This is a genomic window from Williamsia muralis (genome assembly GCF_051487485.1).
GTDB lineage: Bacteria > Actinomycetota > Actinomycetes > Mycobacteriales > Mycobacteriaceae > Williamsia > Williamsia muralis_B.
In genome coordinates this window covers 161,674-175,462 of the sequence record NZ_JAHVCV010000005.1, presented here as the reverse complement: position 1 = coordinate 175,462, position 13,789 = coordinate 161,674, and the positions used below count along the sequence as shown (strand labels likewise).

General features: G+C 63.1%; 12 protein-coding genes and 1 tRNA gene. 6 read left to right on the top strand and 7 right to left on the bottom strand.

Features of this window, described 5'->3' with window-relative positions; all coding sequences use genetic code 11:
• The 4 genes from KXR83_RS15095 to KXR83_RS15080 are packed head-to-tail and all read left to right on the top strand — an operon-like array spanning position 1 to position 4,590.
• On the top strand, positions 1-1,521 hold the full coding sequence (locus tag KXR83_RS15095; protein WP_437425509.1) for an ABC transporter ATP-binding protein: 1,521 nt from the start codon (positions 1-3) through the stop codon (positions 1,519-1,521).
• Positions 1,518-2,660: an ABC transporter permease gene (locus tag KXR83_RS15090; protein ID WP_437425508.1), complete on the top strand. Its 1,143-nt coding sequence runs from the start codon at positions 1,518-1,520 to the stop codon at positions 2,658-2,660. The genes KXR83_RS15095 and KXR83_RS15090 overlap by 4 nt, the downstream gene beginning before the upstream one ends.
• Positions 2,657-3,583 carry an ABC transporter permease gene (locus KXR83_RS15085; RefSeq protein ID WP_437425507.1) on the top strand — a complete coding sequence of 309 codons (927 nt, stop codon included), beginning with the start codon at positions 2,657-2,659 and terminating at the stop codon, positions 3,581-3,583. Before KXR83_RS15090 ends, KXR83_RS15085 begins: the two co-directional genes overlap by 4 nt.
• A gap of 23 nt (positions 3,584-3,606) precedes the next feature.
• A complete protein-coding gene (locus KXR83_RS15080; RefSeq protein ID WP_437425506.1) occupies positions 3,607-4,590 on the top strand; it encodes an ornithine cyclodeaminase family protein in 984 nt (327 codons plus the stop codon).
• Positions 4,591-5,018: 428 nt separating this feature from the next.
• On the opposite strand, the gene KXR83_RS15075 is transcribed toward KXR83_RS15080, so the two are convergent.
• The 7 genes from KXR83_RS15075 to KXR83_RS15045 all read right to left on the bottom strand — a co-directional run bounded on the left by KXR83_RS15075 (position 5,019) and on the right by KXR83_RS15045 (position 9,304).
• Complete coding sequence (locus KXR83_RS15075) at positions 5,019-5,219, bottom strand: hypothetical protein (protein WP_437425505.1); 201 nt, start codon at positions 5,217-5,219, stop codon at positions 5,019-5,021.
• A 427-nt stretch (positions 5,220-5,646) separates the two neighbouring features.
• Entirely contained in the window at positions 5,647-6,867 is a 1,221-nt protein-coding gene (locus tag KXR83_RS15070) for a hypothetical protein (protein ID WP_437425504.1), read from the bottom strand.
• 323 nt (positions 6,868-7,190) lie between these two features.
• On the bottom strand, positions 7,191-7,565 hold the full coding sequence (locus tag KXR83_RS15065; RefSeq protein WP_437425846.1) for a GIY-YIG nuclease family protein: 375 nt from the start codon (positions 7,563-7,565) through the stop codon (positions 7,191-7,193).
• Between the two features lie 25 nt (positions 7,566-7,590).
• A tRNA-Val gene (locus tag KXR83_RS15060) sits at positions 7,591-7,665 on the bottom strand.
• Between the two features lie 94 nt (positions 7,666-7,759).
• Entirely contained in the window at positions 7,760-8,242 is a 483-nt protein-coding gene (locus tag KXR83_RS15055) for a peroxiredoxin (protein WP_116914833.1), read from the bottom strand.
• The gene (locus KXR83_RS15050) at positions 8,239-8,661 is read right to left on the bottom strand and encodes a DUF3052 domain-containing protein (protein ID WP_023953889.1); all 423 of its coding nucleotides are present in this window, start codon (positions 8,659-8,661) and stop codon (positions 8,239-8,241) included. Before KXR83_RS15050 ends, KXR83_RS15055 begins: the two co-directional genes overlap by 4 nt.
• A 109-nt stretch (positions 8,662-8,770) precedes the next feature.
• Positions 8,771-9,304, bottom strand: coding sequence for a hypothetical protein (locus KXR83_RS15045; protein ID WP_437425503.1), 534 nt, complete (start codon positions 9,302-9,304; stop codon positions 8,771-8,773).
• Positions 9,305-9,501: 197 nt separating this feature from the next.
• Here KXR83_RS15045 and aceE point away from each other — a divergent pair, with 197 nt between their 5' ends.
• Together aceE and KXR83_RS15035 are read left to right on the top strand one after the other, a co-directional pair.
• Positions 9,502-12,273: a pyruvate dehydrogenase (acetyl-transferring), homodimeric type gene (gene aceE, locus KXR83_RS15040; protein WP_437425502.1), complete on the top strand. Its 2,772-nt coding sequence runs from the start codon at positions 9,502-9,504 to the stop codon at positions 12,271-12,273.
• Positions 12,274-12,355: 82 nt separating this feature from the next.
• Complete coding sequence (locus KXR83_RS15035) at positions 12,356-13,648, top strand: PucR family transcriptional regulator (RefSeq protein WP_437425501.1); 1,293 nt, start codon at positions 12,356-12,358, stop codon at positions 13,646-13,648.
• Positions 13,649-13,789 lie beyond the last annotated feature (141 nt).

The window sequence follows — 13,789 nt, the reverse complement described above, 5'->3', positions numbered from 1 at the left end:
ATGACCCCAGCAACCAGCCCGCTGTTGACCCTCGACCGAATCGGTAAGTCGTATGGCGGTGTTCGCGCGCTCGACAACGTCACCATGGCCGTCGAACGGGGCACGGTGCACTGCATCCTCGGAGAGAACGGTGCAGGCAAGTCGACACTGTGCAACGTTGTGTACGGAACGGTGTCTGCGGACCAGGGCAGTATGACCATCGACGGAACCCCGTATCGCCCTTCGACACCGGCAGCGGCACTCGAGTCCGGCGTCGCCATGGTGCATCAGCACTTCTCACTCATCCCCACGATGACAGTGGAGGACAACCTGCTGTTGGGCCGGCGAGGGTTTCGCCAGCCACACGACGAGGTGAAGCAGGGGCTGGCGCGCATTGCCGATTCGTACGGATTGACCGTGGACCGCACCGCCCGCGTCAGCGACCTGCCGATCGGTGCACGACAGCGGGTGGAGATCGTCAAAGCCCTGCTTCGCCGGCCAGACCTCATCCTGCTCGACGAACCGACTGCGGTGCTCGACCCCGGCGAGATCGACTCGCTGATCGAGACCTGCAATGCCCTTGCCGCCGATGGCAAGTCGGTTGTCCTGATCACCCACAAACTCGGGGAGGTCGCCCGCGTGGCCGACGCGGCGACTGTGCTCCGAGGCGGGACGGTCGTCGGTGGAGGCCGGCTGTCGCAGACACCGCTCGACTCGTTGCTCGACCTGATGCTCGGTGGCGCACAACCCGTTGCGTCCGAACGACGCCCGGCATCGCCACCGCATCACGCAGCACCCTGCTTGGAGGTCAGGGGCATCACGCTGTCCCGCCCAGACGGCAGCACTGCCCTGTCAGAGGTCGATTTGACTGTCCACTCAGGAGAGATCGTCGGCATCGCAGGTGTCGAAGGCAATGGCCAGTCGGAGCTGGCGGCAGTGTTGTCCGGGTCCGTCGCCGCTGATCGCGGAACAGTCAGTGTCGACGGACTCGACATCACCGAACACACTCCGGCGCAGCGCACCCGTGCGGGCATCGGTGTCATTCCCGAAGACCGGCATGCCGAGGGCATGATCGCCGAACTATCACTCGCCGAGAACTACGCACTAGGCCGATTGAGTGACTACCGACGCTGGGGCCTCCTGGATCGCCGGCGCATGAGAGCTGATGCCACGCAGGCCATCACGGAGTACTCGATCCGCGCCGACGGCCCCGACATCCCCATCGGATCATTGTCCGGCGGCAACCAGCAGAAGCTCGTGCTGGCCCGGGAATTGTCGACCCCGGGGCTGCGTGTTGTCGTCGCTGCTCAACCCACCCGCGGGCTCGACGTCGGTGCCGTCGCCTTTGTGCTCGACCGCCTTCGGGACGCCGCGGCGTCTGGAGCCGCAGTGTTGGTGATCTCCAGCGAGATCGACGAGCTCGTCACACTCTGCTCGCGCATCGTCGTCGCCTACCGCGGCACCATCCGCGGGTCGGTCGACTCCGAGTCTTCCTCTGCCACAAACGACATCGGTGAGCTCATGATGGGGGTGGCAGGATGATCCCGACGACTGGGCTGCTCCGTACCAAACTGCGGCAAGGCGATTGGGCCCACAGTCCGCTCGTGGTCGCCGCCGTGGCCCTGGTGATCGCCGCAGGCGTCGGACTGCTGCTGGCCGCAGGCGCTGGGGCCAGACCCGCCGACGTCATCGACGCCCTCATCCAGGGAACATTCGGCTCGCCCTTCGCCGTCGGCACCTCGCTGAACAACGCCGCCATCATCATGTTCATCGCGGCCGGCTTCACCGTCGCTTATCGGGCCGGTCTGGTGAACGTCGGAGGCGAAGGCCAGATCTGTCTCGGCGGCATTGCTGCCACCGCGGTGGGCGTGACCATCCCCGACGCCATGCCTCTCTTCCTTGGAGTCACCCTGGCGCTGGTGGCTGCCGTCTTGGCCGGCGCATGTTGGGCGGCCATCGCGGCGTGGCTCTATGTTCGGCGCGGTACCAGCGAGATCATCACCACCCTGCTGCTCAACTTTGTCGGCCTGGCGTTGGTTGTGTTGATGGTCCAGGAGCCGAGCTTGCTCCGGCAGCCGATGACCTCGTCGGAGACGCTCCCCCAGTCGGAATCGCTGAGCGAAGCGAGCCACCTCCCGCTACTGGGGTTGACCAAATCGCCTGCCACGGTCGCCATCGTCATTGCTCTCCTTGCCATCACGGCAGTCGGAGTGGTCCTGCGGCACAGTGCAATCGGACTACGGCTCCGCTCGGTGGGACTGTCACCGACTGCCTCGGCTCGACTAGGTGTCCCGGTTGATCGCGTCCGTTTCCTGGGGCTCTCCACCGCAGGTGGGTTCTCGGGGCTTGCCGGCGGGATCCTTGTCACGTCCGCCCCGTTCGTCCTGGCCGAAGGGTTCTCGTCGGGCTTCGGTTTCACCGGGCTCGTGGTCGGTTTGCTGGCGCGCGGGTCGATGACAGCAGTTGCCGGGGTGTCGCTGTTCCTCGGATTCCTGGTTGCCGGCGGTATCAATCTGCAGTTGGCCGCGGGAGTGCCGTCGTCCACCGTGACCGTGGTGCAGAGCGTGCTGATCATCTTGATCGCGGGCGCTGCCCTGTGGACCACCCGGTCGAGATCAGTCGCGCCCCCCGAGGCCACTTCGGCACCCGCCATCACAGCCCCCGCAAAGGCGACGTCATGAACATCGACATGCTCACCCAGGTCCTCACCAGCGGGGTGGCCTTCGCGATCCTGCTCATCGTGGCCGCAGCAGGTGAATCAATCAGCGAACGTGCGGGCGTGCTGAACCTCAGCATGGAGGGCATCATGCTCACCGGTGCTTTCGCGAGCGTGTTGGCCTCGGCCACACTTGATTCGGCGATGCTCGGCCTCGTCAGCGGGGTGCTCGCCGCGATCATCTTCGGCATCATCCAGGCGCTGCTCACCGTGCGGCTCCGCGCCGATCAAATTGTTGTCGGAATTGCTGGCAACGCTTTGGCGCTGGGGTTGACCACCTACGGTGCCCGCATCTTCCTCGAAGACGGCAAGGGCCAGGGTGTGCCCGGCTTCAACGGCGTCGACATCCCCCTGCTGACCGACATCCCGATCGTCGGGCAGGCCCTGTTCGGCCAGTCGGTCCTCGGCTACCTCTGCGTGCTCGTGGTGATCGCGCTGGCGCTGCTGTTCTCCGGCAAGACCATGGCGGGTATCCGAGTGGATGCCGTCGGCGAGGACGCCACATCAGCCGGGTGGACAGGATTGTCCGTCAACAAGATTCGAGCCGCGTGCGTCTTGCTGGCTGCCGCAACAGGCGGCCTCGCCGGATCCCAACTGGCCCTGTCGGAAGTGCAGTCGTTCAGCGAGAACATGACTGCCGGGCTCGGCTACCTCGCCGTGGTCGCAGTGATCGCGGGACGCTGGAAAGTGATCGGGATCGTGTGGGCGTGCCTGTTCTTCGGGATCGCCCGATCGCTTCAGTTCGCCTTGCCTGCAGTCGGAGTCGACATCCCTTACGCGATCTTGCTGATGCTGCCGTACGTCATCGCCATCGTCGCGATCAGCGGCGTGGTCGGTGGCCGCCGAGCCCCGTCGTGCCTCACCGTGCCGTACGCCGGCCGTTCCTGAACCTCTTTGCCCTGGAAGGCGACATGACACTCATCCTCACCCACTCCGACATCGACGCGCTCATCGACCGGACCTCGGTCTACCGCGCCGTGGAGCAAGCTCACGCCGATATGACATCAGGGGCTGCGAGTAACCCCGCTCCCCCTCAGTTGCCGATCGCCGACGGCGGCACCGCGCTACCGATGGTGGCGTCGTCAGAACCGTTGGGCGCCAGCGTCGTCAAGATGTTGTCGGACATGCCGGCCAATGTCGGCCGCGGGCTCCCGAGTCAGCGATCGACCATCCTGCTGATGTCTGCACAGACCGGCGAGTGCGAAGCGGTACTCGACGGCCGCCTCATCACGGCCATCCGTACTGCTGCGGCGAGCGCGGTGGCGACGGCCCACATTGCCACGCAGCGGAGCTCGATCCTGGGGCTCATCGGTGCCGGAACACTCGCAGTGGAACACGCCCGCGCCATCTGCCGCATCCGGAACATCGAGAAGGTTCTGGTGTGGTCGCGGTCGGCGTCGACGGTGGACAGTTTCCGCCATCGGACAGCCGATCTCGACATCCAGATCGAGTACGCGGAATCCCCTCGGTCGATTCTCGCCTCCGCCGACATCGTCTGCACACTGACGCCGTCGCGCGAACCGATCGTCGAGGGCGCCTGGTTCCGCCCGGGCCTGCACCTCAACGCCGTCGGCGCTCCTCCTCGCGCAGACCACCGTGAGATCGACGGCCCCGGGATCGGCAGCAGCCGGCTGATCGTCGACAGCATCCCGACCGCACTCACCAAATCGGGAGATGTCCTGTTGGCGATCGCCGAAGGTCACCTTCAGACGCAGGACGTCGAGGTCGAACTCGGCGATGTGATCGTGAACCCCGCCCTCGGCCGCCAAAGCGACGACGACATCACCCTGTTCAACTCCGTCGGAATCGGTCTACAGGATCTGGTGACCGCCCAGACGCTGGTTGATGCGGCGACGCAACAGGGTGTTGGCGCGAGTGTGCGGTTGAATGCGTGACAAGTTTCGTTCTGATGGTGGTGCGTGAAAGGGGTCCGAACCTCTAGGCCACCCAGACAAAGGTCTTACACCTGCATGAATGCGACATTCTCGACGCAGCCAGAATATTCGGCGACCTGACCTACCGGCCGGGGCAACAGGGAAACCTCGGCAGTTCTCCTGCGGGGGCGAAACACACATCGTGTCGTCATCTTGGTGCAGTCGGCCGTGCAGGTGGAGGTTAGATACCCGACCTTCTCACCAAAGCTGTTGTTCGCATCAACATCGCCGGTCTCTTCCACCAGTCGCCGTAGATCACCATCAGGGCGTGACGCCTCGGAGTCGGCCGAGGTCGGACCCTTCAACACGTCGCGGGCAGCGTCCTGGCAGACATACTCGACCAGGTCTTCATATTGCTCAGGCGTCGTCTCAGTGCAAGTGAAGCTAGTTCAAACGGTGCGAGCTTCAGGTGTGTGGCGCGCTCGCTCACCCGCGCATTCCTGGGCCCATCCTGTGGCGCCGTCGGTGAACATCGTCGTGCCGGTCTGGTAAGTGGGCCCGTTCATGCAGTAGTCAATCTCCTTGCCTGCGAGCGGCTTTAGTTCACCCGTAGGTGCTGCGGTATATCCGATCGGCGGCTTCTCGCTCACGCCGGGAGCCTCGATTGGTGCCTCGAAAGTTGGCTCAGCCGCTACTCCTGGTGTCGCGTCGGTCTCGACCGAAGGTGCGAGCGGACCGGTGTCTGTGGGCTGATGACAACGAAAGTGGGGTCCTCGGAATCCCTCTTCGTATCGCAAAGCCGAAGATCCCGACATCCGCCGATTCAGGTACCTCGAACACGTAGGTCATCGGCGAGGAGAATCCGGGCTGGAGGTTCTCATTACACTCGGGAGTGCCTTGGAGTTTATACAATTCGTCGACCGGGTCGAACATCCGGTTGGTCGCGTCAGCGGCGAACACTTCGATGGGCCAACCGCATGTCAGATCCATCGAAACCCTGCATTTAGTTCGGCTTGGTGTGCAGTGGTGATGAAAGGCATCTGACATTAATAGAACATCAAACGCCGACGCTGTAAACTAGAAAGGAGGCTTAATCCGTGTCAGTTGGTCGTCGATAGAGGCGCGTATTGATCTACACGCCTCAAGATTTGCAATCGTGGCTGGTTCATTGTCCTTCACCTTGGCATTCGCCTGGCAAGTCGCAAAATCCGAGGATAGAGCGACCAAATTCGCGAGAGCGACATCACTCTCCGTCGACCCGGTCTCAAGGCCCGACCCTGGCGCCCCATCGCAGCCGTCCGGCAGTTCGACTGCCGCTCCCCCATCGCTGAGTGCCTTCCGCGCTTCACCACAGGACTTCGCGTAGGCGATCTGATCCGTGTTCTCACTTCGATTTGCGTGTGCCGCATCAGAGACATACCAAAGAGCGATAAGAGCTCCCGCAAAGAGCGACAGACCGGCAATTGTCAAGGGTCCAGAGATGGCACGAACCACCCGACGCCTGACCAACAACATGCAAGCCCGCCACTGCGTTGAGCTGAGGTCGGCCCTAATCTGCGAAGCCTTTGATAGCTTCAGCTCGTTGATCCGGTCCTGGTCTAGCTGCCTCTTTGTCGCATCACCCTGCGGATCTGCGGGCACCTGTTGTTGCTGTTGCTGTTGCGGCCCAGTTTCTCCGATAACGTCGATTCGGCGTTCTGGGTCGTAATATCTTTCGAGCTCCCGCTCATAAACGACTGCGCGTTTAAAAAAGTCGGCCATTTTCCGACTTGTCGCCGTAACCGCGGCTGTTTGGATTTTCTTCCTAGCCCGCAACCACCGATATTGCGTGCAAGGTTGCTTAAACCACCACTTGGGTGGAGCAGCTCGAACTCTTTTTGATTCTATCGTATTCAAGAAGAGGAAGTCAGCGTAGATGTCGTTCACCAATTTGACATCGCGGTACGAAAGGTGGTTTTCCTCCCGCATCTGGACTATATCTAGAAAGGTGACCAAAGGACGACTTTGGCGTGTTAGACGAAACCCAATAAAGATTGTCGTTACCGCCAGCGTACTGAGTAGGGCAATGGCAGAGATCGCGAGCCACTTACCTTCGTCACCCCGCCACGGGAAAACGTCGGTCAGAGTGTCAAAGCCCACCCAAGCTATGGCACCCAGGCCAAGCGCTTTAACTGCATTACCCCAGTTGTCCGCACGAGTACGTAGCTTGTCGGCCGACGCTTGATACGACTTCGCGTCGTCTCGCGACTGCGCTGCAAGCCGGTCGAGCGCGTTCTTGGGCACATCTGCGTCTGCCATTGTTTTCCCATCAGGTGCGACTTAGCGCACCGTACTACGTTGGGCCCTTCAGCAAAGTTGGATTGAGGGGAGTTAGTAATTTGTGTCGATAAGAAAGGACCGACCCTTTCGGAGCGGTCTCGTCTGCTTAGGGTCAGAGCAGCCGCAGCTCTCAAAATGAGACGCCACCCTCCGAGCAGATCGGTTTGTCCCTGAAAATGGGCTGGGCGAGTTGATTGCGTTCGCCAGGCCATCTCCCCTAGGTATGCATGGACAGGTGGCGTCATGGTAATCGCCGCCAGCGTGTAAAGAGAGCGATTTGAACACCGCCCAGCCACTGGTGCCTAGTTGCGACGTCCAGGATTCGGCAGCATCGGCAGCTCCCGCGCCCGAAGAGCCGCCTGGAGCCGTATCTCAGTTAGTTTGGGGTGGTAAGCGTTACGCACGTTGCCTTGCAAATTCAGTGGCACGTCGAGGCTCTCGATTAGCTCACGCTCAAGTTCCCACGGCTGGTCGTGCTCCACCCACGACACGAGCGCGTTCTCTTTGATCCACTCCGTGAGTACCGGCTCGCCCGTATGGAAGGTGCGCCGTTTCCCCGACCCCACTCGTCGCAATTCGATTCCCAGTTCTTCGGCCAGGAGGCACCCCAGCGTGAGACGTAGGGGCGATCCCGCCGCGTTGCCCCCGAGATGATGGCTTCTGATCCGCTGGCGGATGTTCGACTGCCTGAACCCCGAAGAATGGTGCGCGCAGAGGGATTTGAACCCCCGACCGCTGGTGTGTAAGACCAGAGCTCTACCGCTGAGCTATACGCGCGGGGCGACCGGTACGAAGGCGAGTTCGCCGGCCGCGACGGCGAGAGAAAACATGGACTCGCCGCCCGTCCGACACCCGAAGGCGTCAGACACCTTCAAGAATCTAGCGCGGCCAGGGCTTTCTCCCAAAGCGACTGGTCACGGACTTGCCCGGCGGCCATCTGCTCGGAGAATGCGATGTGTCCGGTCTTGTCGATGACGAAGGTGCCGCGGTTGGCGTAGCCCTTGTCTTCGTTGAAGACGCCGTACATCTGAGCGACGCGGCCGTGGGGCCAGAAGTCCGCGAGGATCGGGAAGAGATACCCCTGGGCCGCCGACCACACCTTGTGGGTGGGCGATGTGCCCACCGACACCGCGATGAACGCCGAGTTGTCGTTCTCGAAGTCCGGCAGCCGGTCGCGCACCATGCTGAGCTCACCTTCGCAGGTGCCGGTGAACGCCATCGGGAAGAACACCAGCAGCACGTTCTTCTTGCCGAAATAGTTGGAGAGGGTGATGTCCTGATTGTTCTGATCACGCAACGTGAAGTCAGGAGCCGCGGTTCCCACCGCGAGCTCCTGATGAGCGGAGTCGGTCATGCCTTCTTGCCGGCTCGCGTCTTCGGTTGAACGAGACGAGATCCCAGCCAGTCACCGAAACTCACGGCACTGGTCTGGGTGAGGCCCGCGGTCGGCGCGGCTTCGGCGACCTCACTGGGGTCGACGTAACCGTCGCTTCCGGTTTTCGGCGACAACACCCACACGAACCCGTCGTCGGCGAGCGGCGTGATGGCATCCATCAGGGCGTCGACCAGATCGCCGTCACCGTCCCGCCACCACAGCACCACCATGTCGACAACCTCGTCGGAGTCGTCGTCCACCATCTCGGCGTCGATGGCATCCTCGATGTCGGCACGCAGGTCGTCGTCGGTGTCCTCGTCCCACCCCAGCTCCTGCACGATCATGCCCGCTGTCACTCCCAGCTTCTGGGCGCGATCACCATCTGAAGCGGCAACCAACGCGACGACCTCCTGTCAGTAGAAAAATAGGCGAACACTGTCCGTGTCCGCTTCGATGACTCAAGCGAACAGGGTAAACCCCCAAGTTGCAAGCCGAATGGCACCTTTTTCAACCGGCAACTTTCCCGCACGCGTCCACAGCCTTGTTCCTGGCGTCGATCCACTTGTCCGCCGGATCGTTGAGGCCGGCCCGATATTCGTTCCTCACCGCGGTCACCAACTCCCGGTTGCGGTCGAGAAAATTCCGCACGAGGGTCTGCACGGGCTGTTCGACGCCGCCCACCAGTTTCGCGGTAATTGCCTGCTCACCGGCGGTGAGCTGGTCGATCACCACCCGACTGCTGTCGCCCATCTGCGAATAGGACTGCACGTCATTGAGTTTGGTGACGAACTCGTTGTAGCCGTTGAGCATGGTCACCACGGTGGTGGTGAATTGCGCGCAGAGGCCAACCGTCAGCGTGCGCGCTGCCTCGGCAGCCCTCGACGATTCTGCGATCTTCGATTGCTCCGCCGCGACCGACACGTCGCTCTGATAGGCGCGCACGTCGCTGGGGTCCACGCCACTGGAACCGCCGACAGTGGTGGCGCATCCGGTGAAAAGTGCCCCGGCCACCACAACGCCGGCCACCCACCTGGACTTCACAGAGCAGATACTGCCCCATGTACCGCTCGAACAGCCAGACCAACACATGTAGGTTCGGCTAGTTTGCCGTCCTCCGATGCCAACGAACATCACATGCGGCACGATTGAGAGAACGCCGAGGACCTCACCAGGGTCCAGCGCCACATTTGGTTTCTGGCAGTCACCCTGCCGGACGACTCGAGGAGAAGACCAGCGTAGTGACTGACAGCACGAAAGCACCGAAGAACCAGCAGCGGGTTCGCGTCATCCGAGAAGGAGTCGCGTCCTACCTCCCGGACATCGATCCGGATGAGACCACTGAATGGCTGGAGTCCTTCGACGGTCTACTCGAGAACGCCGGCCCCGGCCGGGCCCGGTACCTGATGCTTCGCCTACTCGAGCGCGCCGGGGAGAAGCGGGTCTCGATCCCCGCCCTCACCTCCACCGATTACGTCAACACCATTCCCACCGAGAGCGAACCCTGGTTCCCCGGTGACGAAGAAGTCGAACGCCGCTTCCGCGCGTTCATCCGCTGGAATGCAGCGATCATGGTGCACCGCGCACAGCGTCCCGGCGTCGGCGTCGGCGGCCACATCTCCACCTACGCCTCGTCGGCCGCCCTGTACGAAGTCGGCTTCAACCACTTCTTCCGCGGCCAGGACCATGCCGGTGGCGGCGACCAGATTTTCATCCAGGGCCACGCCTCCCCCGGCATCTACGCGCGTGCATTCCTCGAGGGCCGCATCGACGAGAAGCGGATGGACGGGTTCCGTCAGGAACACTCCCACGCCGGCGAGGGCGGTGGCCTGCCGTCGTATCCCCACCCCCGGCTGATGCCCGACTTCTGGCAGTTCCCGACCGTGTCCATGGGCCTGGGCCCGATGAATGCGATCTATCAGGCGCGGTTCAACCACTACCTGAACGACCGCGGCATCAAAGACACCAGCGATCAGCACGTCTGGGCATTCCTCGGCGACGGCGAGATGGACGAGCCGGAGTCACGCGGCCTGGCGCACGTCGCCGCAACCGAAGGCCTCGACAACCTGACGTTTGTCGTCAACTGCAACCTGCAGCGCCTCGACGGCCCGGTGCGCGGTAACGGCAAGATCATCCAGGAACTCGAGTCGTTCTTCCGCGGCGCGGGCTGGAACGTCATCAAGGTCGTGTGGGGCCGCGAGTGGGACTCATTGCTACACAAGGACCGCGACGGCGCTCTGGTGAACCTGATGAACAGCACCCCCGACGGCGACTTCCAGACCTACAAGGCCAACGACGGTGCCTACGTTCGCGACCACTTCTTCGGCCGCGACCCGCGGACCAAGGAACTCGTCAAAGACCTCAGCGACGCCGAGATCTGGAACCTCAAGCGCGGCGGCCACGACTACAAGAAGGTGCACGCGGCCTATGCCTCGGCGCTGGCACACAAGGGCCAGCCGACGGTGATCCTGGCCCACACCATCAAGGGCTACACACTCGGCAAGCACTTCGAGGGCCGTAACGCCACGCACCAGATGAAGAAGCTGACCCTCGACGATCTCAAGGACTTCCGCGACAGCACGCGCATCCCGATCAGCGACGCCGAGCTCGAAAAAGATCCTTACCTGCCGCCGTACTACCACCCCGGCAACGACGCACCCGAGATCCAGTACATGCTCGATCGCCGTAAGGCGCTCGGCGGTTTCCTGCCCGCTCGGCGCACCAAGAGCAAGGTACTCAAGCCGGATACCGCGCCGGCGCTGAAACTGGCCGCGAAAGGTTCGGGCAAGCAGCAGGTCGCCACGACCATGGCCGTCGTCCGCATCTTCAAGGAACTGATGCGCGACAAGGAAGTCGGCAAGCGCCTCGTGCCGATCATTCCCGACGAAGCCCGCACCTTCGGCATGGACTCCTGGTTCCCGTCGCTCAAGATCTACAACCGCAACGGCCAGCTCTACACCTCCGTCGACGCCGAGCTGATGCTCGCGTACAAGGAGAGCTCGGTCGGGCAGATCCTGCACGAGGGCATCAACGAAGCCGGCTCCACGGCATCGTTCACCGCTGTCGGTACGTCGTATGCAACGCACGACGAGCCGATGATCCCGCTGTACATCTTCTATTCGATGTTCGGCTTCCAGCGCACCGGCGATGGACTGTGGGCGGCGGCCGACCAGATGGCGCGAGGATTTGTCCTGGGAGCCACCGCCGGCCGCACCACACTCACGGGTGAAGGTCTGCAGCACGCAGACGGGCATTCGCTGCTGCTCGCGGCGTCGAACCCGGCAGTCGTGGCCTACGACCCGGCGTTCGGATACGAGCTCGGGCACATCATCGCCGACGGCCTACGCCGGATGTACGGGGAAGATCCCGAGAACATCTACTACTACATCACCATCTACAACGAGCCGATCAGTCAGCCGGCGCAGCCCGACAACCTCGACGTCGCCGGACTGCTCAAGGGCATCTACCGCTACGCCGCCGCTCCGGAAGGCAAGGAGTACCCGGCGAACATCCTGGTCTCCGGCATCACCATGCCCAGTGCCCTCAAAGCACAGGAGTTGTTGGCCGAGGAATGGAAGGTGGGCGCAAACGTCTACTCGGTGACGTCGTGGAACGAGCTGTCGCGCGATGGCGTGGAGTACGAGAAGGCGTCGCTCCGTGATCCCGACGGTGAGCATCAGCAGCCGTATGTGACCGAAGCGCTCACCGAGGCCGCGGGTCCGTTCGTCGCGGCCAGCGATTTCATGCGTGGGGTTCCCGAACTGATCCGCGCCTGGGTCCCGGGCACCTACCTCACCCTCGGTACCGACGGATTCGGTTTCTCCGACACCCGGCCTGCCGCACGTCGGTTCTTCAACGTCGACGGTGAGTCGATCGCGGTAGGCGTGCTGTCGGCGCTGGCCCGCGACGGCCACATCGAGGCCAAGGTCGCTGCCGAGGCCGCCGCGAAGTACAAGATCGACGACGTACTCGCAGCGCCGAAGCAGACAAGCGACCCGGGTCCCGGCGCCTAGCCGAGTCCCACCCCGCCCGTCGAGGGGATCGCCTGCAGGCAGCGTCCGACCTGAAACCGTCCCGCTGACATAGATTGGTCAGATGGACGAGTCACGTGCGGTCGAGCAGCCCGCCGGCGATCTCTTCGGGCCGAGGGGTGCCCATGTGCCCGCCCCGGCCAACGTGCACGACGCACTGCCGGACACGCTGCTCCGCCGGGTGAAGCAGTACAGCGGTCGATTGGCCACCGAGGCGGTGCACTCGATGCAGGACCAGCTGCCCTACTTCGCCGACTTGGAGGCAGGGCAGCGAGCCAGTGTGCAGCTGGTTGTGCAGACCGCGGTGGTCAACTTCGTCGAGTGGCTTCAAGATCCCGAAGGCAACGTGAAGTTCACGGTGCAGGCGTTCCAGGTGGTGCCCCAGGATCTGGCCCGGCGGATCAGCTTGCTGCAGACCGTCGAGATGGTCCGGGTGGCCATGGAGTTCTTCGAGAAGTGGCTGCCTCTGCTTGCCCGAAACGACGCCCAATTGCGGGCACTCACCGAATCGGTGCTGCGCTACGGGCGCGAGATTGGGTTCGCGGCGGCATCGATCTACGCGTCCGCAGCCGAATCGCGCGGCGCCTGGGATTCACGACTCGAAGCGCTGGTCGTCGACGCCGTGGTCCGCGGCGACTCCGGACCCACCTTGTTGTCGCGGGCGGCTGCACTGAACTGGGACACCGAGGCCACCGCAACGGTGCTGGTGGGCATGCCGCCTCCCGAGCGCAACGTGTCGGTTCCCCTGGCGGTGCACAACACCGCCCGCCAGCACGACCGCGCGGCGTTGTCCGTCGTCCAGGGCAGCCTGCTGGTCGCCATCGTCAGCGGTCCGGTGGCTGTGAGCGAGCCGTTTGTCACCGATCTGCTGAACCTCTTCGCCGAGGGCCCGGTGGTGATCGGCCCGACTACACCGAACCTCGGGGCCGCGCACACCAGCGCCATCGACGCCCTCGCCGGTATCGAGGCGGTGGCGGGTTGGCCCAGCGCTCCGCGGCCGGTGCATTCCTGGGAGCTGCTGCCGGAGCGGGCATTGCTCGGCGATCAGACCGCGATGACCACCCTCAACGACTCCCTGATCACCCCGCTGACCAAAGGCGGCGACACTTTGACCGTCACGCTGGATGCCTACCTCGACTCCGGAGGGTCGGTGGAGTCCTGTGCCCGCGAGCTCTTCGTCCATCCAAATACTGTCAGATATCGACTAAAGCGGATTTCGGACATAACTGGCCGCGATCCGATGAACCCCCGAGATGCGTACGTACTTAGGGTTGCCACAACTGTCGGCAGATTGGCACGAGTTCGACACGACATGCGCACAGTTTTCTCTTCAGTCACACGCGCAACAGGACACTGAGGACCAAGGTGACAATTGTGCATCACTTCACATTTGGCTAACGCATATCGATGTGGTGACGATGCAGGCACGCTGATGTGGTCATTTGTGGGAACCCCACAAAGGCCTTGCTCAAGGTTCATCGCGTCCAACACCCTCACC

What these genes read in the sequence shown, in the direction of transcription:
- KXR83_RS15090 (WP_437425508.1), top strand. Translation starts at nt 1,518, where the DNA reads ATGATCCCGACGACTGGGCTGCTCCGTACCAAACTGCGGCAAGGCGAT.
- KXR83_RS15070 (WP_437425504.1), bottom strand. Translation starts at nt 6,867, where the DNA reads ATGGCAGACGCAGATGTGCCCAAGAACGCGCTCGACCGGCTTGCAGCG.
- KXR83_RS15080 (WP_437425506.1), top strand. Translation starts at nt 3,607, where the DNA reads ATGACACTCATCCTCACCCACTCCGACATCGACGCGCTCATCGACCGG.
- KXR83_RS15035 (WP_437425501.1), top strand. Translation starts at nt 12,356, where the DNA reads ATGGACGAGTCACGTGCGGTCGAGCAGCCCGCCGGCGATCTCTTCGGG.
- KXR83_RS15085 (WP_437425507.1), top strand. Translation starts at nt 2,657, where the DNA reads ATGAACATCGACATGCTCACCCAGGTCCTCACCAGCGGGGTGGCCTTC.
- KXR83_RS15095 (WP_437425509.1), top strand. Translation starts at nt 1, where the DNA reads ATGACCCCAGCAACCAGCCCGCTGTTGACCCTCGACCGAATCGGTAAG.
- KXR83_RS15055 (WP_116914833.1), bottom strand. Translation starts at nt 8,242, where the DNA reads ATGACCGACTCCGCTCATCAGGAGCTCGCGGTGGGAACCGCGGCTCCT.